This window comes from Cellulomonas bogoriensis 69B4 = DSM 16987 (genome assembly GCF_000767165.1).
Classification (GTDB): Bacteria; Actinomycetota; Actinomycetes; order Actinomycetales; family Cellulomonadaceae; genus Actinotalea; species Actinotalea bogoriensis.
In genome coordinates, this window is record NZ_AXCZ01000013.1 from 1 (window position 1) to 22,285 (window position 22,285).

The window sequence follows — 22,285 nt, forward strand, 5'->3', positions numbered from 1 at the left end:
CTCGATGCTGCGCGGCGGGGGGTCGCACCGGGGCGGGTACGGGGGGTCCGGCGGCTTCGGTGGCGGGATCGGCGGCGGGACGCGCCGAGGCGGTGGGAGCGGCTTCGGCGGGAGCTTCGGCGGTGGGACCAGGGGCGGCCGGGGTGGCGGCTTCAGCGGCGGGGGACGCAGCGGTGGCGGACGCAGCGGTGGCGGACGCAGCGGCGGCGGCCGTGGTGGCCGCGGTGGTCGGTTCTGAGCCCACGCACCACGAGGACCAGGGTGCGGGCCGTCAGGTCCGCACCAGCGACACAGCGACACACGACACAGCGAAGGGCATCACATGACGGCGAAGCAGAGCATCATCGGGCGCATCGGTCAGCTCGCGCGGGCCAACATCCACGCGCTGATCGACAACGCCGAGGACCCGAAGAAGATGCTGGACCAGCTGGTCCGTGACTACACGTCGAGCATCGCCGAGGCCGAGCAGGCCGTCGCCCAGACGATCGGGAACCTGCGCCTGGCCGAGCAGGACCACAACGAGGACGTGGCCGCGGCCCGTGAGTGGGGTGGCAAGGCCCTGGCGGCGTCCACGCGCGCCGACCAGTACCGCCAGCAGGGTGACGGCGCGAACGCGGACCGGTTCGACCAGCTCGCCAAGATCGCGCTGCAGAAGCAGATCGCGGCCGAGACCGAGGTGAGGCAGTCCGAGCCGCTGATCGCCTCGCAGCGCGAGACCGTCGAGAAGCTCAAGACGGGCCTGGCGCAGATGAAGGACCGGCTGGTCCAGCTCAAGCAGCGCCGCGACACCCTGGTGGCCCGGCAGAAGGCCGCCCAGGCCCAGCAGCAGGTGCAGGGTGCGATCAGCTCGATCAACGTGCTGGACCCGACCAGCGAGCTGTCGCGGTTCGAGGAGCGGGTGCGCCGCGAGGAGGCCCTGGCGATGGGGCAGGCCGAGATCGCCGCGTCGTCGCTGGAGCAGCAGTTCGCCGACCTGGAGGCTGCGGGCGCCGAGCTCGAGGTCGAGGCGCGCCTGGCCGCCCTCAAGGCCGGGAGCCAGCCCCCGCTGCAGGTCGAGGCCACGCCGGTCACCCCGCAGGACTGACCCGACGGGGGACGGGTCGGGGCAGGTGCGCAGCGCACCGCCCCGGCCCGTTCGCGGCCACCCGGTACCGGCGCCCAGGTCACGTCCAGGCGGCTCCCAGGTTCGGGGGCCACACTGGTGGTGTGGTCACCCAGGGCACCCCGGAGGCGCGGCTGGTCGTCGTGGACGACGAGCCGACCATCCGTGAGCTGCTGACCACGTCGCTGCGGTTCGCCGGGTTCGAGGTGCACGCCGCCGCGGACGGGACCTCGGCCCTGGAGCTGGTGCGTGACACCGACCCCCACCTGGTGGTGCTGGACGTGATGCTCCCGGACATGGACGGGTTCGCCGTCACCCGGCGCATGCGCGAGCGTGGCCAGCACGTGCCCGTGGTGTTCCTCACGGCCCGTGACGACACCACCGACAAGATCACCGGGCTGACGGTCGGTGGGGACGACTACGTCACCAAGCCGTTCAGCCTCGAGGAGGTCGTGGCCCGGATCCGGGCGGTCCTGCGGCGGACGGGCGCCACGCGGGACGACGCGGACGACGCGGTCCTGCGGTACGCGGACCTGGAGCTGGACGAGGACTCCCACGAGGTGCGGCGCGGGGGCCGGGTGGTGGACCTGTCCCCCACCGAGTTCACGCTGCTGCGGTACCTGATGCTCAACGCGGGGCGGGTGCTGTCCAAGACGCAGATCCTGGACCACGTGTGGGACTACGACTGGGGTGGGGACGGCAACATCGTGGAGTCCTACATCAGCTACCTGCGGCGCAAGATCGACAGGGCCGGGCCCGGGACCGACGGCCCGCCCCCGCTCCCCCTGATCCACACCAAGCGGGGCGTGGGCTACGTCCTGCGGCTCCCACCGGGGACGTGACGGGGTGCCTTCGAGCGCCGACGCGGTCTCGTGGGTGGCCCGCCAGCCCCTGCGCACCCGCCTCACCGCCGTGTTCGCGGCGCTGCTGCTGCTGGGGCTGACGGTCACCGGCTTCACCGCCCTGACGCTGCTGCGGCAGTCGTTGGTGGACCAGCTGGACACCCAGCTGAGCGAGGTGACGCCGGCGCTGCTGCGTCAGGCGCAGCTGGGGAACCTGGGGTACGACGTCGGCGACCAGGGCCTGCCGACGGTGTACGCGCTGCGGCTGTCGGCGGCGTCGGGCGACCCGGTGCGCAGCTGGGCGGTGTCCAGCGCGACCGTCTCGGAGCCGGACCTGCCGGTGCTGACCGCCGGGCGCGCCCACGAGCTGGACGGCGACCCGTTCACCGTCGACGACGCCGTGACCTCGGGCAGGTGGCGGGTGCTGGTGCGGCCCCTGGTCGACTGGGACGGCACGACCATCGGCTCGGTCGCGGTGGCGCTGCCCATGACCGCCGCCGACGCCACGGCCGACCAGATGCGTCGGGCGCTGCTGGCGATCACCGTCGCGGTGGTGACCGTCGGCGCCGGTGCGGGGTGGTGGGGTGTGCGGCGCGCGTTGCGGCCCCTGCGGCAGATCGAGGCGACGGCCGCCCACATCGCCGCCGGTGACCTGGCCCGGCGGGTCCCGGACTCCCCCACGTCCACCGAGGTGGGGCACCTGGCGGCGGCGCTCAACAGCATGCTCGCCCAGATCGAGCAGGCGTTCGCCGACCGCACCGCCTCGGAGCAGCGGATGCGGCGGTTCGTGGCCGACGCCTCCCACGAGCTTCGCACCCCCCTGGCGACGATCCGCGGGTACAGCGAGCTGTACCGGATGGGGGCGATCGCCGACGGGCCGGAGGTCGGCGACACCCTGCGACGCATCGAGGACTCCGCCACCCGGATGGGGTCGCTGGTGGACGACCTGCTGCAGCTCGCCCGCCTGGACGAGGGTCGGGGTCTGCGCCGCAGCGAGGTGGACCTCGCCGTCCTGGCCGCCGACGCCGCCGCCGACCTGCGGGCCCTGGATCCCACGCGGCAGGTGCGCGTGACACCCCTGGGCGGCTCCACCGCGGGCGCGCTGGTGGACGGGGACGAGGACCGTCTGCGTCAGGTGCTGGCGAACCTGGTGGGCAACGTCGCGCGCCACACCCCGGCGGGCACCCCCGCCGAGATCGCGGTCGGTCGACCGGACCCCCACGGGCCGGTGGTGCTGGAGGTCGTGGACCACGGCCCCGGCATCGACCCCGGGCACGCCTCCCGGGTGTTCGAACGGTTCTACCGGGTGGACGCCGCACGCGGGCGGGACACCGGCGGGTCGGGTCTGGGGATGGCGATCGTGGCCGCGGTGGTCGCCGCCCACCACGGGGTCGTGCACCTGGCGCGCACCGAGGACGGCGGGACGACGGTCCGGGTCGAGCTGCCCGCACGCTGAGTCACCCGTCGGCGGGCGAACGATCCACAGGGCGGGTCACCTGCGCCGCGGGCCGACCCGCCCGGCGTACCATGGCGGGACTTTTCCCCCACACGGTGAGGCAAGGCGATGGGCGTCCACGACGCACCCCAGTGGTTGATGTCGACCTTCACACGGGCCTGTGTCGGGGCCGGGGCCACGGCCCCCGCGGACGAGGTCGAGGAGGTCGGCAGGCTCCTGCTGGAGCGATGGTCCGAGCCCGGTCGGCACTACCACAACCTGCGGCACCTGTCCGACGTGCTGGCCCGGGTCGACGAGCTCGCCGAGGAAACCCACGAACCGGACCTGGTCCGTCTGGCCGCCTGGTACCACGGTGCGGTGTTCGACGCCGCGGAGCACGCCTCGTACGCCCGCCGCGGGGGCGAGGACGAGCAGGCCAGCGCCGACCTCGCACGCACCGAGCTCACCGCCCTCGGGGTGCCGTCCGACGGGGTGGAACGCGTCGCCGAGCTCGTGATCGCGATCGCCCGCCACAACCCGGGCACCGACGACTTCGACTGCGCGGTGCTGTGCGACGCGGACCTGGCGATGCTCGCCTCCGAGCCGCAGCGGTACCGCGCCTACCTGGCCGACGTCCGCGCCGAGTACGCCCACCTGCCGGTGGAGGAGTTCGTCCGGGCCCGCATCGCGATCCTGCGGCGCCTGGAGGCCCGCACCCACCTGTTCACCAGCCCCCTGGGTGCCGCGTGGGAGGAGCCCGCCCGGCAGAACGTCGCCGCCGAGCTCCACCGCCTGGAGAAGGAGCTCACCCGCATCGAGGCCGCCAAGCCCACCGAGGCCGACGCACCCGCCGACGACGTCACGTAGTGGCCGCCAGGTAGGCCACCCACCCCCCGTGCTCGGTGATGTCCTTGCCAGCTGCGGCGGCCTCGGCCGAGCACCCGAAGCCCGTGACCCACGTGCCGTCCTCCAGCTCGACGGCCCCCAGGCTCATCGGCGCGGGCAGCCCGGCGAGGAACACCCCCAGCGCCCCCGGTGACACGACCCACTCCTCACCGGTGATCGGCGCCCCCTCCCCGGGGCCGGCACGCACCAGGCCCGGTTTGACCGGCTCGGTGCCCAGCACCAGCAACCGGTAGGCGTCGCTGGTGCGGACCTCGCGCACGAACCGCGCCCCGCACCGCTCGAGCTCCCCGTTCAGCGGCTGACCCCGCAGGTGGGCGCCGACGACCACCAGGCGGTGCCCGCCGTCGACCAGGTGCGTGGCGTCCACGCCCCCGACCGCCGTGGCCGACACCGTCGTCCCGGCGGGGGGCGCCACCGGTGCGGCAGGGGCGGGTGCGGCGGCTAGCATGCGGGCGGCGAGGTCGACCGCGAGCTGGTCGGCGTGCGTGTCGGCCAGGACGGTCACCCCGAACGGCAGCCCGTCGGCCGCACCGGCGGGAACCGCGACCCCGGCCAGGTCCAGCAGGTTCACGAAGTTCGTGTAGGTGCCCAGGCGCCGGTTCACCGCCACCGGCTGGTCACGGACCTGGGCCAGGGTGGGGTGCTCGGTAGTGGTGGGCAGCACCAGGACGTCCACCTCGGTGAAGACCTCGTCCGCGTGCCGCCGGTAGTCCGCCAGGCGGGCGCGGTCGGCGACGTAGCGGTGGGCGGCGGTGCCCCGGCCCCCGAGGATGATCCTGGACACGACCGGGTCCACCCCGGTGCCGGGGCCCGCGCCGGACAGGAACGCACCCACGGCCTCGTAACGTTCGGCGACCAGGGCCCCGTCGTACAGCAGGGTCGCGGCCCGCAGCAGCGGCGACACGTCCACCTCACGAACCTCCGCGCCCGCACCGGCGAGCTGGTCGACCGCCCGGGCGAACGCCTCCCGGTAGGCGGAGCACAAGGGGGTCAGGTCCTCGGCGCGCGGCACCCCGACCGTGGGCCGTGCCGGCAGGGCGTGGCGCACCTCGCCAGGCCAGGGCCGGGCCGCCGGGCCCGCCATGAGCCGGGTGGCCGCCACCCCCGTCGGCAGGTCCCTGGTGAGGGTCGTGACCACGTCGTAGGACCGGCAGGCGGGCACCACACCCACGGTGGGCACCAGCCCCACCGTGGTCTTGAGCCCCACCAGGCCGTGGAAGGCCGCCGGGACCCGCCCGGAGCCGGCGGTGTCGGTACCGATGCCGATGTCGGCGATGCCCAGGGCCACCGCCACGGCCGAGCCCGAGCTCGACCCGCCGGACACCCGCTCGGGGTCCGTCGCGTGCCGCACCGCCCCGTACGGGCTGCGCGTGCCCACCAGGCCGGTGGCGAACTGGTCGAGGTTCGTCTTGCCCAGCACGACCGCCCCGGCCCGCACCAGTCGCTCGACCGCCGGGGCGGTCGACCGCGCCAGGGTCGCGAAGCCCGGGCACGCGGCCGTGGTGGGCAGGCCCGCGACGTCCACGTTGTCCTTCACCGCGACCGTCAGGCCCGCCAACGGCAGGTCCTCCCCCGCCGCGACCCGCGCGTCGACCCCCGCGGCGTCCGCGAGCGCGTCGTCGACGGGTCGCAGGGTGACCCACACCTCGGGTCGGGCGACGTCCTCGATGCGCTGGTAGGCGGCTCGGACTCGGGCGACGGCGCTCATCGGGCACCTTCCAGGACGGTGACGGGTTCCAGGACGAGCAGGGGTGTGCCGGGGGCGACGTGCTGGCCGGGGGCGACGAGGACCTCGCGGACGGCGGCGTCGCAGGGGGCGGTGACGGGCAGCTCGAGCTTCATCGCCTCCAGGGCGATGACCTGGTCCCCGGCCCGGACGTGGGCGTCGGGGCCGACCTCGACCCGCCACACGGACCCGACCATGGGGGCCTCGACCAGGATGCAGCCGTCGGGGACGTCCACGGTGGTGCCGGCCGGGGGTGGGGGGTCGGCGTGGGCGGTGGCGGACAGCTCGCCGGCGGCCTCCCAGGCGGCGCGTTCGGTGGCGAAGGCCGCGGCGCGGTGGGCGGTGAGCTCGGTGATCTCCTGGGCGTGGGGGGCGAGGGCCTGCAGGTGCTCGGCATAGGAGAAGGTGCCGTGCTCGACGGTGAGGTCCAGGCGCCCGGCGGCGAACGCGGTGCGCATCTGCTCCAGCTCGGCGGGGGTGACCAGGTGCCAGACGATGCGGTCGAAGAACCGCAGGAGCCACGGGGTGCCGGGTTCGAAGACGCCGTGCTGGCGGTGCCCGGACCAGATGGGCACGGTGCGTCCCATGAGCTGGTACCCGCCCGGGGAGTCCATGCCGTAGACGCACAGGTAGGCGCCTCCCAGGCCGACGGTGTCGGCGGCGGTCCAGGTGCGGGCGGGGTTGTACTTGGTGGTCATGAGCCGGTGCCTGGGGTCCAGGGGGACGGCCAGGGGGGCGCCGAGGTACACGTCGCCGAGCCCGAGGACGAGGTACTCGGCGTCGACCATGATCTGGCGGACGTCGTCGGGGTGGTCCAGGCCGTTGACGCGGCGCACGAACTCGATGTTGGACGGCAGCCAGGGGGCCTCGTCGCGGACCCCGGCGGCGTACCGCTGGATGGCGTCGGTGACGACGGGGTCGTCGAACGACAGGGGCAGGTGGATGCGTCGGCTGGGGACCTGCAGGTCGGTGGTGGCGGGCAGGGTCGCCTCCAGGTCCAGCAGGGCGTCGACGAGCTCGCGGGTGGTGAGCCGGGCGGGGTCGAGGTGGACGTGGAGGCTGCGGACCCCGGGGGTGAGGTCGATGACGGCGCCGTCGCCCCTCTGGTCGGCCCACCGGCGCAGGGCCTCGCCCAGGGCGTGGACGCGCATGCGCAGACCGAGGTCCAGGGTCATGGGCCCGTACTCGACCAGGACGTTGTCGTCCCCGCCGCGCAGGTAGAGCACCTGGGGGCGGCCGATCGGGTTGGCGGGGTCCTCGGGGATGCGGGCGAGGACGCCGTCGTCGCCGTCGGGGCCGGCGGGCAGGTGGTCGGGGACGGTGGGGGCGGCGCGCAGGGCGTCGTCGGTGCGGAGCGCGGTGGCGGTCGCCTCGGGGACGGGGCGCAGGCCGACGGTGTCACCGGGGCGGATCTGGCCGAGCTTCCATCGGTGGCCGGAGACGACGGTGACCGGGCAGGCGAACCCGCCGAGGCTGGGTCCGTCGGGGCCCAGGAGGATGGGGGTGTCGCCGCTGACGTTGAGGGCCCCCACGGAGTAGGGGTTGTCGTGCAGGTTGGAGGGGTGCAGGCCGGCTTCGCCGCCGTCGGCGCGGGCCCACCGGGGTCGGGGGCCGGTGAGGCGGATGCCGGTGCGGTTGGCGTGGGGCTGGACCTGCCACCGGGCCGAGTACAGCATCTGCATGTCCTCGTCGGTGAAGTAGGTGGGTGCCGGTTGGGGGCCTTCCTGGACGGCGAGCTCCCAGTCGTGCACCAGGACCGGTCGGGAGGTGACCGGCACCGGGGCGGGTGCGGGGGCGTCGTCGGGGACGGGTGCGGGCACCAGGACGTCACCGGTGACGAGCTCCTTGCCGGTGTACCCGCCGAACCCGCCGAGGGAGAACGTGGACGCCGACCCGAGGTAGGTGGGGACGTCCAGGCCCCCGCGCAGGAGCACGTAGGTGCGCAGGCCGACGTCCTGGGGGGCGGCGACGTCCAGGACCCCGCCGGCGGGGACGGTGACCGGTTCCCACTGGGCGACGGGTTCGTCGTCGAGGGTGACGACGGTCGGTGCGCCGGTCACGCACACCACGGTGGGGTGGCTGAAGCGCAGGCGCGGTCCGGTGAGGGTGCACTCCAGGCCCGGGGCGCCCTCGGGGTTGCCCAGGGCCCGGTTGCCGAGCCGGAACGACAGGTCGTCCATGGGCCCTGAGGGGCTGATGCCGACGTCCCAGTGCCCCAGGCGGCCCGGCCAGTCCTGGACGGTGGTCTGCACCCCGGGGCGCAGGACCTCCACGTACGGCTCGTCGTCGGTGACGTGGGCGAGGGTGCTGGTGGTGTGGGTGCCGGCGCGCACGTCGTCCACGCCCAGGGCGGCGCGCAGCTGGGGGAGGTTGGTCTGCACCCCGGTGACCCTCGTGGCGGTGAGTGCGTCCCCGAGGGCGTCCAGGGCCGTGGTGCGGTCCTCGCGGTGGACGATCACCTTGGCGATCATGGGGTCGTAGTGGGAGGTGACCTCCTGACCGGTCTCGGCCCACGCGTCGACCCGCACCCCGGGCCCGTCGGGCAGCTGGACGTCGGTGAGGAGCCCGGCGCAGGGGCGGTACCCGGCGCGGGGGTCCTCGGCGTAGACGCGGGCCTCGACGGCGTGGCCGCGCCGGGCGGGCCCGTCGTCGGGCAGCTCGGCGAGGGTGGTGGTCATGGTGGGGTCGCCCTGGGCCAGGCGCAGCATCCACTCGACGAGGTCCACCCCGGTGATCGCCTCGGTGACGGGGTGCTCGACCTGCAACCGGGTGTTGACCTCGAGGAACGAGACCTCCTGGCGGTCGACGTCGTACACGTACTCCACGGTCCCGGCCGAGCGGTACCGCACGGACGCGGCGAGGTCCCGGGCCCCTGCGGTCATCGCGTGGCGCACGGCGTCGGGCAGGCCGCTGGCGGGGGCCTCCTCGAGGACCTTCTGGTTGCGTCGCTGCAGGGAGCAGTCCCGGTCGCCGAGGGTCACGACCCGGCCGTGCCCGTCGCCGAAGACCTGGACCTCCACGTGCCGGGCGCGGGGGACGAACCGTTCGAGGAACAGCCCGGTGCTGGCGAAGCTCGCGGCGGCGGTGCGCTCGACCCGGGCGTAGGCGTCGAGCAGCTCGGTGGGGTCGGCGCACGCCTGCATGCCGATGCCGCCCCCGCCGCCGACGGCCTTGAGCATGACGGGGTACCCGACGACCTCGGCCTCGGCGAGGGCGTGCTCGGGTCCCTGGAGCATGCCGCTGCCCGCGGTCAGGGGCGCGCCGACGGCACGTGCGGCCTCCCGCGCCCGGTGCTTGTCGCCGAAGACGGTCAGGTGCTCGGGGGTGGGGCCCACGAACGCCAGACCGGCGTCCTCCACGGCCGAGGCGAACGCGGCGCTCTCGGAGAGGAACCCGTACCCGGGGTGCACGGCACCCACGCCGGTCGACAGGGCGGCCTCGAGCACGGCGTCGGCCCGCAGGTAGCTCTCGGTCGCGGGGGCGGGGCCCAGGCGCACGGCCACGTCGGCCATGCGCACGTGCGGTGCGGCGGCGTCCGCGTCGGAGTGCACCGCGACGGTCTTCAGGCCCAGCAGCCGGGCGGTGCGGATGATGCGGCAGGCGATCTCGCCACGGTTGGCGACCAGCAAGGTGTCGAACACCGTTCCCCCACGTGTCGGTGGACGGTCGGCTCCTGGCGGGTGCCGCCGACCGGAGGATGCGGGGGTGTATACAGGCCCGTATCCGTCGCGATCACGCTATGGACCAGGTGTTTCCCGGACCGGCCGGGCGCGTAAACCCTGCGTTACGCAGCCCTGGTCCACGACCCTGCGCGACGTGCCCCGTCCCGGCCGCGGCTCACCCGTTCGGGTGACACGTGCTGCCCGATATGTCAGGGTTGTGGTGATCGCCCGGCGTCGCCGCCGGCCCGGCACCCCGTGTCGTCCGCCGGCCGCGGCCCTGGCCCGCACCCCGTGGGCGACCGCCCGCGGGAACACGGAGGAGAGACGATTGCGCCTACCCCGCACGTGGCTGACCGCCCTGCTCGTGGGAACCCTCGGAGCCGTGGGGGCCACCGCACCCGCCGCGGCCGCCGGGCCTGACCGACTGCCCATCACCCTCACCAACGACTCCGGGCGCGACGAGCAGGTGGTCGTCCACGTGCTCGGTACGGACCTGTCGAGCGGACGCCTGGGCTGGGTCGACGCCCAGGGGACGTTCCACCCGTGGCCCGCCGGGTCCAACCCGCCCTCCCCCGCGCCGGACAGCGCCCTGACCGGGCCGGCCGACGGCGAGGAGGTCACCGTCCAGGTGCCCCGCGGGTTCTCCGGGCGCGTCTACTTCTCGTTCGGGGAGTCCCTCCCCTTCTCCCTGACCCCCGACGGGCTGGTGCAGCCCGCACCGTGGGCGGCCGACGACCCGACGCGCGACATCCTCTTCGACTGGAGCGAGCTCACGTACAACGACGCCGGGCTCTGGTTGAACAGCTCGCAGGTCGACATGTTCGGCGTCCCCCACTCCGTCAGCGTCACCGGGGCCCTGGGCGCGACGCGCACCACCGGTGAGGTGGTCCCCGGAGGGCGTCAGCAGGTCATCGACGCCGTCGCCGCCGACCCGGAGTGGGCGGACAGCGTCATCACCCGTGACGACGGGACCGTCCTGCGTGTCCTGGCACCCGGCAAGGCCGCGAGCGCGGGCCTGATGAGCCGCACGTTCCTCGACCAGTACATCGCCTCGGCCTGGGACGCCTACCGTGACCGTGACCTGACGGTGCAGCCGTTCGGCGACCGGCCCGAGATCCGGTACACCGGCCGCACGTCGGGGACCACGCTGCGCCTGACGGACGCGTCCGGCCGTGAGGTCGCCTCGTTCGAGCGCCCGTCGTCGGCGGACGTGTGGGGTTGCGACGGGGCCCTGCACGCACCCAACGACCAGGCGGTCGGCCCGATCGCCCGCACGTTGTGCGCCGCGCTGTTCCGCGGGACCCTCGGGACCAGCACCACCGAACCGGTCCTGGACGCCCGGCAGTTCTACCGTGGCACCCCGCCGAACGTGTACGGCCGCGCGGTCCACGAGGCGATGGTCGACGGGCGGGCCTACGCGTTCGCGTTCGACGACGTCGGTGCCTTCGAGTCGCTGGTGCACGACGGCAACCCGCGTAGCGCCCGCATCCACCTGACGCCCTTCGGGTCGGAGCAGGGAACGGGCGGTGGGACCGGCGCCGGGGACGGGGCCGTCGGTGACGGCGCCGCCGGTGACCGACCGACCGCAGGGCCGGTGCGGTCGGCTGCGGCCGGCAAGTGCCTGGACGTGCGCGGGGGCGACGACGCCAGCGGCACGCCCGTGCAGCTGTACGACTGCAACGGCACCGCGGCCCAGCACTGGACGTTCGGCACCGACGGGACGCTGAGCGCACTGGGCAAGTGCCTGGACGTCACCGAGCGACGCACCGCGAACGGCTCGAACGTGCAGATCTGGGACTGCAACCCGGGCCAGCCCAACCAGACGTGGGTGCGCTCAGGGGACTCCTACCTCAACCCCGCGTCCGGCAGGTGCCTGGACAACCCCGACGGGCGGGCCACGAACCGTCAGCACCTGCAGATCTGGGACTGCCTGGACAACGACGCCCAGCGCTGGACGGCACCGGGCGCCTGACCTCGGGCTGGACCGGGGCCGGGTTCCCTCCGGCGTGCCGCTGATGGCCTTCCGGCGCCCGAGCAGGGCAGCCGCCGATCCGCCCGAAGAATCGCGAGCCAGACCTTCCTCACCACACACATCGGGTTCGCCAGGGTGGCCTCGACTCGACATCCGAGCCGGAGCCAAACCAGCCTGTGCTCCGAACTGTGCCACCGCCTGCACAGCCACTCCCCTCTACCATCCATGGACCCTGACCTCAACCACCCACGGGACGGTTTGCCGACCCCTCTCAATGGATAAGGTCAGCAGAACAATGATCAAAGAAGGGCCGGTGCGCCGACCGTGAAGGAACGCAGACGCCCGCAGGGCACACAAGTGCGGAGTTGGGGTCGCTAGGGCTCGCCCCTGCGAAGCCCTCACGCAACAACCCTCGCCATAGTTGTTGCGCTGAACGGAGCCACTGCCCCAAGCGCGACAGCAAATTCCGCCTGCTACTACTCTGGCGGCGTCGGCTCCGTCAAGTTCAGCCACAAGATCGTCGGGAGCATGGACACCGTCTGGCGCGGATTCCTCAATAACGGGGTCAAAGCCTGGAACGACACGTATTACGATTCAAAGTCTACCGGTGTGAGCATAAGCACTACGACTTCCACTACTCCTCAGAGGCGCACCACACTGGGGAAGCTCCCGAACAACTGGCTAGGCCTGTACGAACCAAGCGGAACCAGATCCAATCGATCATTTGTGATCACGATCAACGCCGACCAGATCATCAACATGCCCCGCCGCACCGCGTCGGTGGAACAACGGGCGAGATGGACTATGGTGCATGAACTTGGCCACGCCCTCTCCCTTCGCGACAATCCGGATACGAGATCCGCTTCAGTCATGACGTACCAGCCCGCCACGTGGGCCTCGCCTTACCCGACGCCGAGGGCTTTTGACAAGAGTTGCGTTCGCTCGATCTACTGAATCGGAGCCTGCCGCCATGACCAGGACCTATAGACTAAAGGCTTTAGTTCTACCCGCTCTTATCGCCCCCCTGATAATCGGGTGCGTCAGTACTGGAGATGTCGTGTACATCGAGGGGCTCGCCGTCGAGTACGCCACGCCCACCGATCTTCTCGATGCCGCAGACCACGTCGTCGAGGGTCGTGTGGTCAGCCACCGATCGGCCTACTGGGACACTGCGCTCGACCCTACAGCCTTCGAAGGCGACGACCCCGTCAGCAATCCGTTGGCCGGTGACGTGACCACAACGGATCACAGCCCTTCCCAGATCGTCGTGACGTACTACGACCTGGAGGTGACCCGAGTTCTGGGGGGAACCGTCGCGGAGGGGCAGACCGTGACGGTCGTCGAGCTGGGTGGAGAAATTGACGGCACGAGCTACCGGATGCGCGACGTACCCCCGCTGCGTGAGGGTACGCCTTACGTCCTAGCCCTCACCGAAGACGCCCAGGCAGGCGTTTACCACGTGACGAGTCCTACACAGGGGGCGTTCGAACGGGAGAGCTCAGGCGAACTCTCTCCGACTTCCCCGAGGAACGACATCGCCGAGGCGCTCGAAGACGCGCTCCAGGCCCGCCTCTCGGAGAACTAGTCGACGAGCAGGGCGGGGCGTTTCAACGTACGTTCGGCAGATGAGTCCTGCTGCGAGCGTGGTCGACGCGATGGTCCGCTGGTACCAGGTGCACGTGTCGCCGCGGAAGGGGTGGCGCTGCGCGCACTCCGTCGCCCACGGCGGGTTGTCCTGCTCGGGGGCGGTGCGTCGGGCCGTGCGCAGGCGTGGCGTCCTCGGCGGGGCCCTCCCCACGACCGCCCAGTTCCTCGCCTGCTACCACGCGGCGCAGCTGCTCATGGCCGACGGCGCGAACGTCCAGGGCGTGTGCTGCTGCGGTGGCATCCCCATCCCGTTCAGGTTCTGACCACCGCCCCTGCGGGCGCAGCGACGGGGTCGGCGCCCTGGAGCGGCTGCCAGCCTGCCGGGCGCGGGGGAAGGATCACCGCGCCGAGGAGCGCGAATGCCGCCAGGGCAAGCAGAGCCACGCGGACGGCCCGCAGGGCCCGCAGCACCGACCCGGTCAACGCGGACCAACCGAGGCCCTGCGGTGCATGGTCTCCTCCGACGGTCGGCTGAATCACCTGTTCGTGCAGCAGCCCCTTCTGCTCATCGTCCGAGCAAGAGGTCCACCAGGACCGGCATGGCCGACGACGGGTCCGGTCCCACCCTCCCTGCCCGCAGCCCGGGGTCTGCTTGGCGCGCGATCTGGCATGCAGTGTGGACCTGGTGAATCGGGAAGGTTGGCGGGAGCCTCTTGTTCTTGATCAGCCCGAGCTTCTGGGTGAGGCGATCCAGCTGCGAGGAGGTCAGGCCGGAGCGCTTGGCCTCGGCATGCCATCGCAGCCACACCTCGAACTTGAGGTTCGACACCAGCAGGAGCACCGACTCACGGTCGGCGAGCTCACACGCAGCCGGCAACGCCGCGTGCTGGTCGACATCCACCAGGCAGACACAGGCGTCGAAACGCTCCTCACCTCTCGCCTGGTCCCGCAGATCGATGCACCTGCGCACGACCTTGAGCGGGTCGCCCCCCACCCCCACCCGCTTGACGACCGCAGTGGCCCCCTTGCTCCGCAGGAAGGCATTCAGGAGCTCGACGTACTGCGGTTCTGTCTTCATCCCCTCGGTCACCACGAGGATTCGCTTGGCCAGCTGCCTGGTGGGACGCCTCTTGCGGGTCGAGGTCTTGCCGGGGCGAGTCGTCAACCCTCAACGCTCCTCGGAGGCGACCAACGCGGCCAGTGTGCTCGGTGAGAGCCTCGGGGTGCCGCCGTACCGGCCCGTCAGGTAACGCTTGGCCACGTTGGCATCAGGGTGCTTCGGGAAGTCGGCGAGGCTCGTCAGCTCCGTGACGCCCTCGTAGGTCTTGTCCGTGAGCCACACCTGCTCAGGCTCCAGCTCCACCCCGCTGAGGGGCGAGAGCACGTAGGACTCGTGACTCGTGAAGACGAGCTGTGCCTGCCGTGTGTTGACCGCAGGATCCGCGAATGCTCCCAGAAGGACCTCGAGCAGGTGGGGATGCAGGCTGGCATCGATCTCGTCGACGAGGAGCAGCCCTCCGCTGCGCAGCGCCTCCAGCGCCGGCACCGCGACAGCCAACCAGGCGATCGTCCCGTCACTCTCGTCGTGGATCGAGAACTCGGGGCACTCCTCGACGGTCCCGCGGTGGGTGAAGACCAGATGCCGGACGACCTGCGCGAGCTGGTCGTCGTCCAGCTCACCCCGGTCCTCGCCGTCGTCGCCGTTCCCCGGCTCTGTGTCGTCGTCGCTGCCGGCGACCTCCTTGCGCAGTTCGCGAGTGAGCCGCCGCAACGCCCAGCGCACCTTCTCGGGGATGTTGGTCTCCTCGATGCTGACCTTCACCACGCCGATGTCGGCGACCTGCAGCAACGCCTCGAGGTCGGCGAAGCTGATGGTCGCGTCCGCCAGCGAGTCCGCGATGTCCTTCAGGCGCGCCTCGCGGTGGGAGTCCTTGACCAGAACGCAGTCGAAGCCGTCGACGAGAGCCTGCGCAAGTGGGTGCAGCGGGGAGTCGCGCAGCAGCAGTGCACGGCTGAGGACGAGTTCGCGTCCGGTCACCTCGGTCCGTCCACGCAGGCTCTGATGGAAGGTCAGAGCGCCCGTCTCACGGTCGCGGCTCAGCAGCGTGCGCCACCGCGAACCAGGGACGTCGCGCAGCCACTCGCGCTTGATCCCGTCGTGGTCGACCTCGAACCCGTACAGGTGGCGACGCCCCTCGTGCACGAAGTCGAGCTCGTACGTGCTCGAAGAGGTGCGCGCGGAGCCGTCGAGCGCGAACGGAGCACGGTGCATCGACGCCGAGGCCTGCCAGACCGTCGCCGACAGCTCGATCGCCGCGAACGTGTAGCGCAGCGCATCCATCACCGCGGACTTGCCGGTCGCATTGGGGCCGAAGAGCCCCACGATCGGGTAGGTCACCGCACCCCAGTCGCAGTCCTTCGGCTGCAAGGTCCGCAGCGTCGGACGGGTGAGATCGACGGTGATCTCGTCCCGGATGCTCCTGTGGTTGCGCACCGAGAAGCGCAGGAGAGTCATACGGGCACCGTAGCATGTGGAGCACCCGTTCTCCTGCGTTTTTCGAGTAGATTGGCCCTCTCTGACGCGATGTGTGTGACGGGACCCGGCAATGCCTACCCGGAGCCCCGGTCGCCGTCGACCCAACCCGCCAGCGTGGTGATCGTGACGACCGCCGCTGCCCCTGTGGTGAGGACCAGCACCGTGCTGAGGTCGAGTCGGTAGGCCGAGGCGATCGCCAGGTACGACTGGGCGACGACACCGGCCACGAGCAGCGCGACCAGGCACCCGACCGCGGCACCCACCCCTGCGACAGCCGCACCGATGGCACGGTGGGCCGACGCCGACGCGCCGATCACGTCCAGCCGCTGGTCCCGTAACGGCACGTCAGCCAGGCGCAGCGGCAGCTCGACGTTTCTCCAGCAGGTCCAGCTCGTCGAGCAGGCCCCCTTCCTGCAGGACGAACCCGAACGTCCTCAGGCGCAGATCAGCGAGCTGGTCCCGGGACATCCCCCGCAGGTCATGGCCGTCCAGGCTCACCGTCCCCGAGTCGGGCACACGCAACCCCGCCATGCATCCGAGGAGGGTGGACTTCCCGGCACCGCTCGGGCCGAGCAGCGCGACCGTCTCGCCGGCCTCGACCTGCAGGTCCACACCTCGCAACACCGGGTGCGGCCCGTAGGCGAACTGGACGTCACGCAGCAGGATCACCCGACTCACCCGACCCAGACCTGGGCGCACTGTTGCGCGGTGAGAATCTACCCCCCGGAACGACGGCCCGCGGGGGACCTGGGCTCCCCTCTCAGCCGGCGAGGGCCATCTTGCTGAGGGCGCTGGTGGCGCGTTCCATGACGACCTCGATGGACTCCCCCACGTGCTTGTGCAGGGCGGTCAGGGCGGCGGGGAGCTGCCCGGCGAGCACCAGCTCGACGATCTCGATGTGCTCGTCGATGGTCGAGGTGATCCGTTCGGCCTCCATGAAGTCGTGCATGCGCACCGACCTGATCTTCTGGTTCACCGCCACCAGGGCCTCGGTGATCTGGTCGTTGCCCGACGACCGTGACAGGGCCGTGTGGAACCGCTCGTCCAGGAGCACGAACGACGGGTCCGGCACCGGGGGTTCGGCGCGCAGCAGGTACCAGCTGTCCAGCTCGGCACGCAGCACGGCCTCGTCGTGACGGATCTGGGGGTTCTCGATCGCGCGCGCGATGCCCCGCAGCTCCAGGGTGATGCGCAGCTCGTACAGGTCGCGCAGGCCCTCGAGGCTGGGCACCACGACCGCGTACCCGAAGTCGGTGCGTTCGATGAGCCCGTCGGACAGCAACCGGGCGAGGGCCTCACGCACCGGCGTGCGCGACACCTCGAACGCCTTGCCGAGCTTCGGCTCGGTCAGCCGTTCGCGCGGGGAGATCCGCCCGTTGAGGATCTCGTCACGCAGACGCCGGTAGACGACGTCGCGCAACGACGCTGGTGCGGCGCCGTCCGGCTCGTGGCCCCCCGGCCCGGGCGGCGCGTCGATCGTGCCGGTACCCATGACGGTCAACTGTATCCCGCCCCCCTCAGAGCGCCATCGCTTCACGGACCCTCCCCTCCTGCGACTGCCCACCAGAACCCTGGTCGCTGAACCGACCGGACCGCATCACGTAGTAGTGCTGGGCCGCTGCCAACGCGAACCCCACGTGCTGCTCCACGAGCAGCACCGCGAGGCCACGGTCACGGGACAGGGTGAGGATCGCCTGCTCGATCTCCTCCACGACCGACGGCTGGATGCCCTCGGTGGGCTCGTCCAGGATGAGCAGACGCGGCCCCGTGACCAGGGCGCGGGCGATCGCCAGCTGTTGACGTTGCCCACCGGACAGCAGCCCGGCCTTGCGTCCCAGCAGCTCGCGCAGCGCGGGGAACAGGTCCAGCGCCTCGTCATGGCGTTGACGCGCACCCTGCCCGGACGCGTCCACGACGAGCTGGAGGTTCTCCCTGGCGGTCAGCTGACCGAAGGCCTGCTGACCCTGGGGCACGTACGCCAACCCCTTGCGCACCCGCCGGTGGGGTGGGGCGGCCGTCAGGTCGTGGCCGTCCAGGTGGACCGCCCCCACCTTCACCTTGATCAACCCCATGACCGCACGCAGCAGGGTCGTCTTGCCGGCACCGTTGTGGCCCATGACCGCCACGACGCCCCCGTCGGGGACCTCGAGGTCCAGGCCGTGGACGACGGCGGTGCGCCCGTACCCGGCATGCAGACCGCTGACCTGGAGCATCACGGCACCTCCGTCGTGTCACGTCGCGGCGTGGTGCCGCGGTTCCCACCTGCCGACCCCAGGTACACCTCGATGACCTGCGGGTCCTTCTGGACCTCGGCCACGGTCCCCTCGCTGAGGACCCGGCCCTGGTGGAGCACCGTCACCGACGCGGCGAAGCTCCTCAGGAAGTCCATGTCGTGCTCGACCACGACCACGGTCCGCTCGGCGCCGATGCGTTGCAGCAGGCGCCCGGTCTCGTTGCGCTCGTCGTGGCTCATGCCCGCGACCGGCTCGTCCAGGAGCAGCAGACGGGCGTCCTGCACCAGCAGCATGCCGATCTCCAGCCACTGCTTCTGCCCGTGGGCGAGCTCGCCGGCGGGCCGCTCCCGCAGGTGACCCAGGCCGATGGTGTCCAGGGCCTGCTCGACCTGCGGAGGCACCTCACGCCGGGGCCGGACGAGGGTTCGGGCCCGGCGGGCGGCCCCCGCGGCGATGTCGAGGTTCTGCAGCACGGTCAGCCCGTCGAACACGCTCGCGGTCTGGAACGTGCGCCCCACCCCCGCACGCGCCACCCGGTGGGACGCCTTGCCGACGAGCTCGACACCACCGAACTGGACCGACCCCTGGGCCGGGGCCAGACCGGTGATCGCGTCGACGATCGTGGTCTTCCCCGCACCGTTGGGGCCGATGAGGAACCGCAGGTCCCCCTGGGTGACGGTGAGGTCCACCCCGTCCACCGCCACGAACCCGTCGAACACCACCCGCAGGTCACGGACCTGGAGGTAGTCGTGCCGGAACCTGGGGTCGACCACCTCCCCGACCTGCACCGGGACCTGCGGGTCCCCCTCGGTGCGCGGCTCGTCGGCCTGGGTGCTCATGAGGTCCTCCCGACGGTCGCCGGGTCCCGCGGACCCGTGGGGCGTGGGTCGACCACCGCACCGGTGGCCCCGGGGTCGAGCCCCACCTGCGGTGCGGGGCTGGCGGTCTGGTGGGCGTCGGGGCGGCCGCGGCGCCTGCGCCACAGGTGCCCCAGGGAGGCGATGCCCCCCGGCAGGAACGCGACCACCACGATGAACAGGGCGCCCTGGGCGTAGGTCCAGGCCGACGGGAACGACTCCGAGAGGGTGGTCTGGGCCCATGCCACACCGATCGCACCGAGGACCGGGCCCAGCAGGGTCGCCCTGCCGCCGATCGCGACACCGACCAGGAACCCGATCGAGGGCACCACCCCGACGTCCGCCGGGGAGATGATCCCCACGATCGGCACGAACAGGGCCCCACCGATGCCCGCGAACGCGGCGGCCACCGCGTAGGCGACGACCTTGACGATCGCCGGGTCGTACCCCAGGAACCGGACGCGGTTCTCCTGGTCGCGGACGGCGACGAGCAGCTCACCGAACCGGGACCGCATCAGGGCCCGCACCAGGAGCACCATCGCCAGCAGCACGCCCGCGGCGATGAAGTACAGCATCCGCTTGTTGACCGGGTCGTTCAGGTCGTACCCGAAGAACGACCGGAACCCGTTCAGCCCGTTGGTGCCGCCGGTGACCTTCTGCTGACCGACGAGCAGGATCGCGAACGCGGCTGCCAGCACCTGCGACAGGATCGCGAAGTACGCGCCCCGCACCCGGCGGGTGAACACCGCCAGACCCAGCAGCGTGGCGACCAGCACCGGCAACGCCACCACCATGACCAGCGTGAACACGGGACTGCGGAACGGCTCCCACCACCCGGGGACCACCCCGTCGCCGTACAGGAGCATGAAGTCCGGGACCCCGCCGGGCCCGGCGTCGGCGAGCTTGAGGTGCATGGCCATGGCGTACCCGCCCAGGCCGAAGAACACCCCTTGCCCCAGGGTCAGCATGCCGCCCTGGCCCCATGCCAGGCCGATGCCCACGGCGACCATCGCCAGGCACAGGAACTTCGCGAGCAGGTTCAGCCGGAAGTCCGACAACGTGGCCGGCGCGACGACGAACAGCGCCAGGGCCGCGACGGCGAACCCGAGGGCGGTGCGCCCCCGGCCGGTGGTCAGGGCGGCCCACGTGCGGGCGACGGGACTGGTGACGGCGCTCATGCCAGGCTCCTTGTCCGCACCGAGACGATGCCCTGGGGACGGAACTGCAGGAACACGACGACCGCGACGAACACCGCGACCTTCGCGATGCTCGCGGTGGTCGAGAACTCGATCAGGGCCTGGCTGATGCCGAGCGCGAACGCCGCGATCACCGCACCCTTCAGTTGGCCGATGCCCCCGGCGACCACCACGAGGAACGCGTCGACGATGTAGTTGCGGCCCAGGGTGGGGCCGATCGACCCCAGGAGGGTCAGGACCACCCCGGCGACCCCGGCGATGCCCGAGCCGATGAAGAACGTGAGCCGGTCGGTGGCACGTGTGGAGATCCCGGACGTCTCGGCCAGGTCCCGGTTGGTGACGGTCGCACGGATGCGCCGCCCCAACGGTGTCTGCTTGAGGACGATCGACAGGGCCGCGACGCACACCACCGCCACCAGCAGGATGAACAGGCGGGTCTTGGGGACCTGGACCCCCAGCAGGGTCACCGCCCCGGACAACCACTCGGGGGCGCGGACGTCGACGTTCGGGGCGCCGAACACGTCCCGGGCGACCTGCTGCAGGATCAGGGCCACACCCCACGTCACCAGCAGCGTGTCCAACGGCCGGTGGTACATGCGTGACAGGAGCGTCGCCTCGAGCAGCAGGCCGAGCAGACCACCGACGAGGAACCCGATGCCCAGCGACATCATCAACGACAGGCCGGCGTCGGCGACGACCAGCTGGACGACGAACGCCGTGTAGGCGCCCGCCATCATGAACTCTCCGTGCGCCATGTTGATGACGCCCATCTGACCGAAGGTCAGTGCCAGGCCGAGCGCCGCGAGGAGCAGCACCGACCCGACGCTCAACCCGGCGAACAGCTGTGACAGCAGCGGGTCCACAGGTCCCCCTCTCCCGGGGTCCTGACCGGCCCGCCCGACGGTGCGGGCGGGCCGGTCACTGACGAGATGCGGTGGTCAGCTCAGCTCAGGCCCTCGGCCCAGTCGTAGCCCTCCAGGAACGGGTCCGGCTCGATGGGACCGTCCGAGCTCCACACCACGTGGATCAGGCCGTCGGCGCCGATCTCACCGACCAGGGCGGTCTTGGCGAGGTGGTGGTTGTCGCCGTTGACGGTGACGGTGCCCTCAGGAGCGTCGAACGTCACACCGTCGGACGCGGCGTTGACGGCGTCGACGTCGAACGAGTCGGCGGCCTCGACCATGCCCTTCCACAGGTACAGGGACGTGTACGCGGCCTCCATCGGGTCAGAGGTGACACGGTCCTCGCCGTACTTGGCCTTGAACGCCTCGACGAACGCGGCGTTCGTGTCGCTCTCGACGGTCTGGTAGTAGTTCCAGGCCGTCAGCTGACCCTCGATGTTCTCCACACCGATGCCGCCGATCTCCTCCTCGGCGATCGACACCGACAGGACCGGCACGTCGTCCGGGCCCATCCCGACGTTCGTGTACTCCTTGAAGAACGCCACGTTCGAGTCACCGTTGAGGGTGTTGAACACCGCGTCCGCGCCCGAGGCCTGCAGCTTGTTCACGATCGTGGAGAAGTCGGTGTGCCCCAGGGGCGCGTACTCCTCACCGACCACCTCGATGCCGTGGGCCTCGGCGTAGGCGTTGATGATGCGGTTCGCGGTGCGGGGGAACACGTAGTCCGACCCCACCAGGAAGATGCTCGTGGCACCCTGCTCACGCAGGTAGTCCATGCCCGGGACGATCTGCTGGTTGGTCGTCGCGCCCGAGTAGTAGATGTTCGGGGACGCCTCCAGGCCCTCGTACTGCACCGGGTAGAACAGCAGGGCGTTGTTCGACTCGAACACCGGGAGCATCGCCTTGCGGCTCGAGGACGTCCACCCGCCGAACACCGCGGCGACGCAGTCGCTGACGATGAGCTTCTCAGCCTTCTCGGCGAAGATCGTGGGCTCGGACGCCCCGTCCTCGGCCACGATCTGCAGCTGCTTGCCGAGGACCCCGCCGTCGGCGTTGATCTCCTCGGCGGCCAGGTCCAGGGCGTCGCGGACGGTCTGCTCGGAGATCGCCATGGTGCCGGACAGCGAGTTCAGGAACCCGATCTTGACGGTGTCGCCGGAGGTGTCGACGCACGAGTCGACGGCGGCCGACGCCGGTGGCGCCTCCGCGTCGGTGCGGGCGCCGCACGCGGCCAGACCGAGAGAGGCCGCGAGCGCGGCAGCGGTGAACGCGAAGGTGCGCGTGCGTGAAGTGGTCAACGGGGTGCCTTTCGGTGAGACGTCCGGGCC

The 22,285-nt window shown here is 71.7% G+C and carries 20 protein-coding genes; 8 read left to right on the plus strand and 12 right to left on the minus strand.

Annotated features, from left to right (window positions below):
* The 5 genes from N869_RS18380 to N869_RS02635 all read left to right on the plus strand — a co-directional run.
* Nucleotides 1–238: hypothetical protein (locus N869_RS18380; protein WP_035057445.1), on the plus strand; the 238-nt coding region annotated here is incomplete at its 5' end.
* 84 nt (nt 239–322) lie between these two features.
* Nucleotides 323–1,084 carry a PspA/IM30 family protein gene (locus N869_RS02620; RefSeq protein ID WP_035057447.1) on the plus strand — a complete coding sequence of 254 codons (762 nt, stop codon included), beginning with the start codon at nt 323–325 and terminating at the stop codon, nt 1,082–1,084.
* Between the two features lie 122 nt (nt 1,085–1,206).
* Nucleotides 1,207–1,944, plus strand: a complete 738-nt coding sequence (locus N869_RS02625; RefSeq protein ID WP_035057450.1) for a response regulator transcription factor — start codon at nt 1,207–1,209, stop codon at nt 1,942–1,944.
* 4 nt (nt 1,945–1,948) lie between these two features.
* Nucleotides 1,949–3,400, plus strand: a complete 1,452-nt coding sequence (locus N869_RS02630) for a sensor histidine kinase (RefSeq protein ID WP_035057452.1) — start codon at nt 1,949–1,951, stop codon at nt 3,398–3,400.
* 108 nt (nt 3,401–3,508) lie between these two features.
* A complete protein-coding gene (locus N869_RS02635) occupies nt 3,509–4,246 on the plus strand; it encodes an HD domain-containing protein (protein WP_035057454.1) in 738 nt (245 codons plus the stop codon).
* Here N869_RS02635 and atzF read toward each other — a convergent pair.
* Nucleotides 4,239–5,993: an allophanate hydrolase gene (atzF, locus tag N869_RS02640; RefSeq protein ID WP_035057457.1), complete on the minus strand. Its 1,755-nt coding sequence runs from the start codon at nt 5,991–5,993 to the stop codon at nt 4,239–4,241. The genes N869_RS02635 and atzF overlap by 8 nt on opposite strands.
* Entirely contained in the window at nt 5,990–9,652 is a 3,663-nt protein-coding gene (gene uca / locus N869_RS02645) for an urea carboxylase (RefSeq protein WP_035057459.1), read from the minus strand. Before uca ends, atzF begins: the two co-directional genes overlap by 4 nt.
* Nucleotides 9,653–10,001: 349 nt before the next feature.
* Here uca and N869_RS02650 point away from each other — a divergent pair, with 349 nt between their 5' ends.
* From N869_RS02650 to yidD, 3 genes are all read left to right on the plus strand, one after another.
* Nucleotides 10,002–11,645 carry a beta-1,3-glucanase family protein gene (locus N869_RS02650; protein ID WP_035057461.1) on the plus strand — a complete coding sequence of 548 codons (1,644 nt, stop codon included), beginning with the start codon at nt 10,002–10,004 and terminating at the stop codon, nt 11,643–11,645.
* 970 nt (nt 11,646–12,615) lie between these two features.
* Nucleotides 12,616–13,230: a hypothetical protein gene (locus N869_RS02655; RefSeq protein ID WP_156968301.1), complete on the plus strand. Its 615-nt coding sequence runs from the start codon at nt 12,616–12,618 to the stop codon at nt 13,228–13,230.
* A gap of 40 nt (nt 13,231–13,270) precedes the next feature.
* Nucleotides 13,271–13,555, plus strand: a complete 285-nt coding sequence (yidD, locus tag N869_RS02660; RefSeq protein ID WP_035057464.1) for a membrane protein insertion efficiency factor YidD — start codon at nt 13,271–13,273, stop codon at nt 13,553–13,555.
* Between the two features lie 242 nt (nt 13,556–13,797).
* Here the strand turns inward: yidD and N869_RS02665 are convergent, their stop codons facing one another.
* The 10 genes from N869_RS02665 to urtA form a co-directional block, all read right to left on the minus strand.
* On the minus strand, nt 13,798–14,322 hold the full coding sequence (locus N869_RS02665) for an RloB family protein (RefSeq protein WP_156968302.1): 525 nt from the start codon (nt 14,320–14,322) through the stop codon (nt 13,798–13,800).
* A gap of 78 nt (nt 14,323–14,400) precedes the next feature.
* The gene (locus N869_RS02670; protein WP_035057466.1) at nt 14,401–15,747 is read right to left on the minus strand and encodes an AAA family ATPase; all 1,347 of its coding nucleotides are present in this window, start codon (nt 15,745–15,747) and stop codon (nt 14,401–14,403) included.
* Between the two features lie 95 nt (nt 15,748–15,842).
* On the minus strand, nt 15,843–16,112 hold the full coding sequence (locus N869_RS16350) for a hypothetical protein (protein WP_052104881.1): 270 nt from the start codon (nt 16,110–16,112) through the stop codon (nt 15,843–15,845).
* A gap of 1 nt (nt 16,113) precedes the next feature.
* A complete protein-coding gene (locus N869_RS02675) occupies nt 16,114–16,446 on the minus strand; it encodes an ATP-binding cassette domain-containing protein (RefSeq protein WP_198025934.1) in 333 nt (110 codons plus the stop codon).
* A gap of 82 nt (nt 16,447–16,528) precedes the next feature.
* Nucleotides 16,529–17,260: a GntR family transcriptional regulator gene (locus tag N869_RS02680; protein WP_052104883.1), complete on the minus strand. Its 732-nt coding sequence runs from the start codon at nt 17,258–17,260 to the stop codon at nt 16,529–16,531.
* A gap of 25 nt (nt 17,261–17,285) precedes the next feature.
* The gene (gene urtE, locus N869_RS02685) at nt 17,286–17,981 is read right to left on the minus strand and encodes an urea ABC transporter ATP-binding subunit UrtE (protein WP_035057468.1); all 696 of its coding nucleotides are present in this window, start codon (nt 17,979–17,981) and stop codon (nt 17,286–17,288) included.
* Entirely contained in the window at nt 17,981–18,841 is an 861-nt protein-coding gene (gene urtD / locus N869_RS02690; protein ID WP_084136354.1) for an urea ABC transporter ATP-binding protein UrtD, read from the minus strand. Before urtD ends, urtE begins: the two co-directional genes overlap by 1 nt.
* Nucleotides 18,838–20,037 carry an urea ABC transporter permease subunit UrtC gene (urtC, locus tag N869_RS02695; protein ID WP_084136355.1) on the minus strand — a complete coding sequence of 400 codons (1,200 nt, stop codon included), beginning with the start codon at nt 20,035–20,037 and terminating at the stop codon, nt 18,838–18,840. Before urtC ends, urtD begins: the two co-directional genes overlap by 4 nt.
* On the minus strand, nt 20,034–20,918 hold the full coding sequence (gene urtB, locus N869_RS02700; protein WP_035057469.1) for an urea ABC transporter permease subunit UrtB: 885 nt from the start codon (nt 20,916–20,918) through the stop codon (nt 20,034–20,036). Before urtB ends, urtC begins: the two co-directional genes overlap by 4 nt.
* Before the next feature lie 80 nt (nt 20,919–20,998).
* Entirely contained in the window at nt 20,999–22,255 is a 1,257-nt protein-coding gene (urtA, locus tag N869_RS02705; RefSeq protein ID WP_035057471.1) for an urea ABC transporter substrate-binding protein, read from the minus strand.
* Nucleotides 22,256–22,285 lie beyond the last annotated feature (30 nt).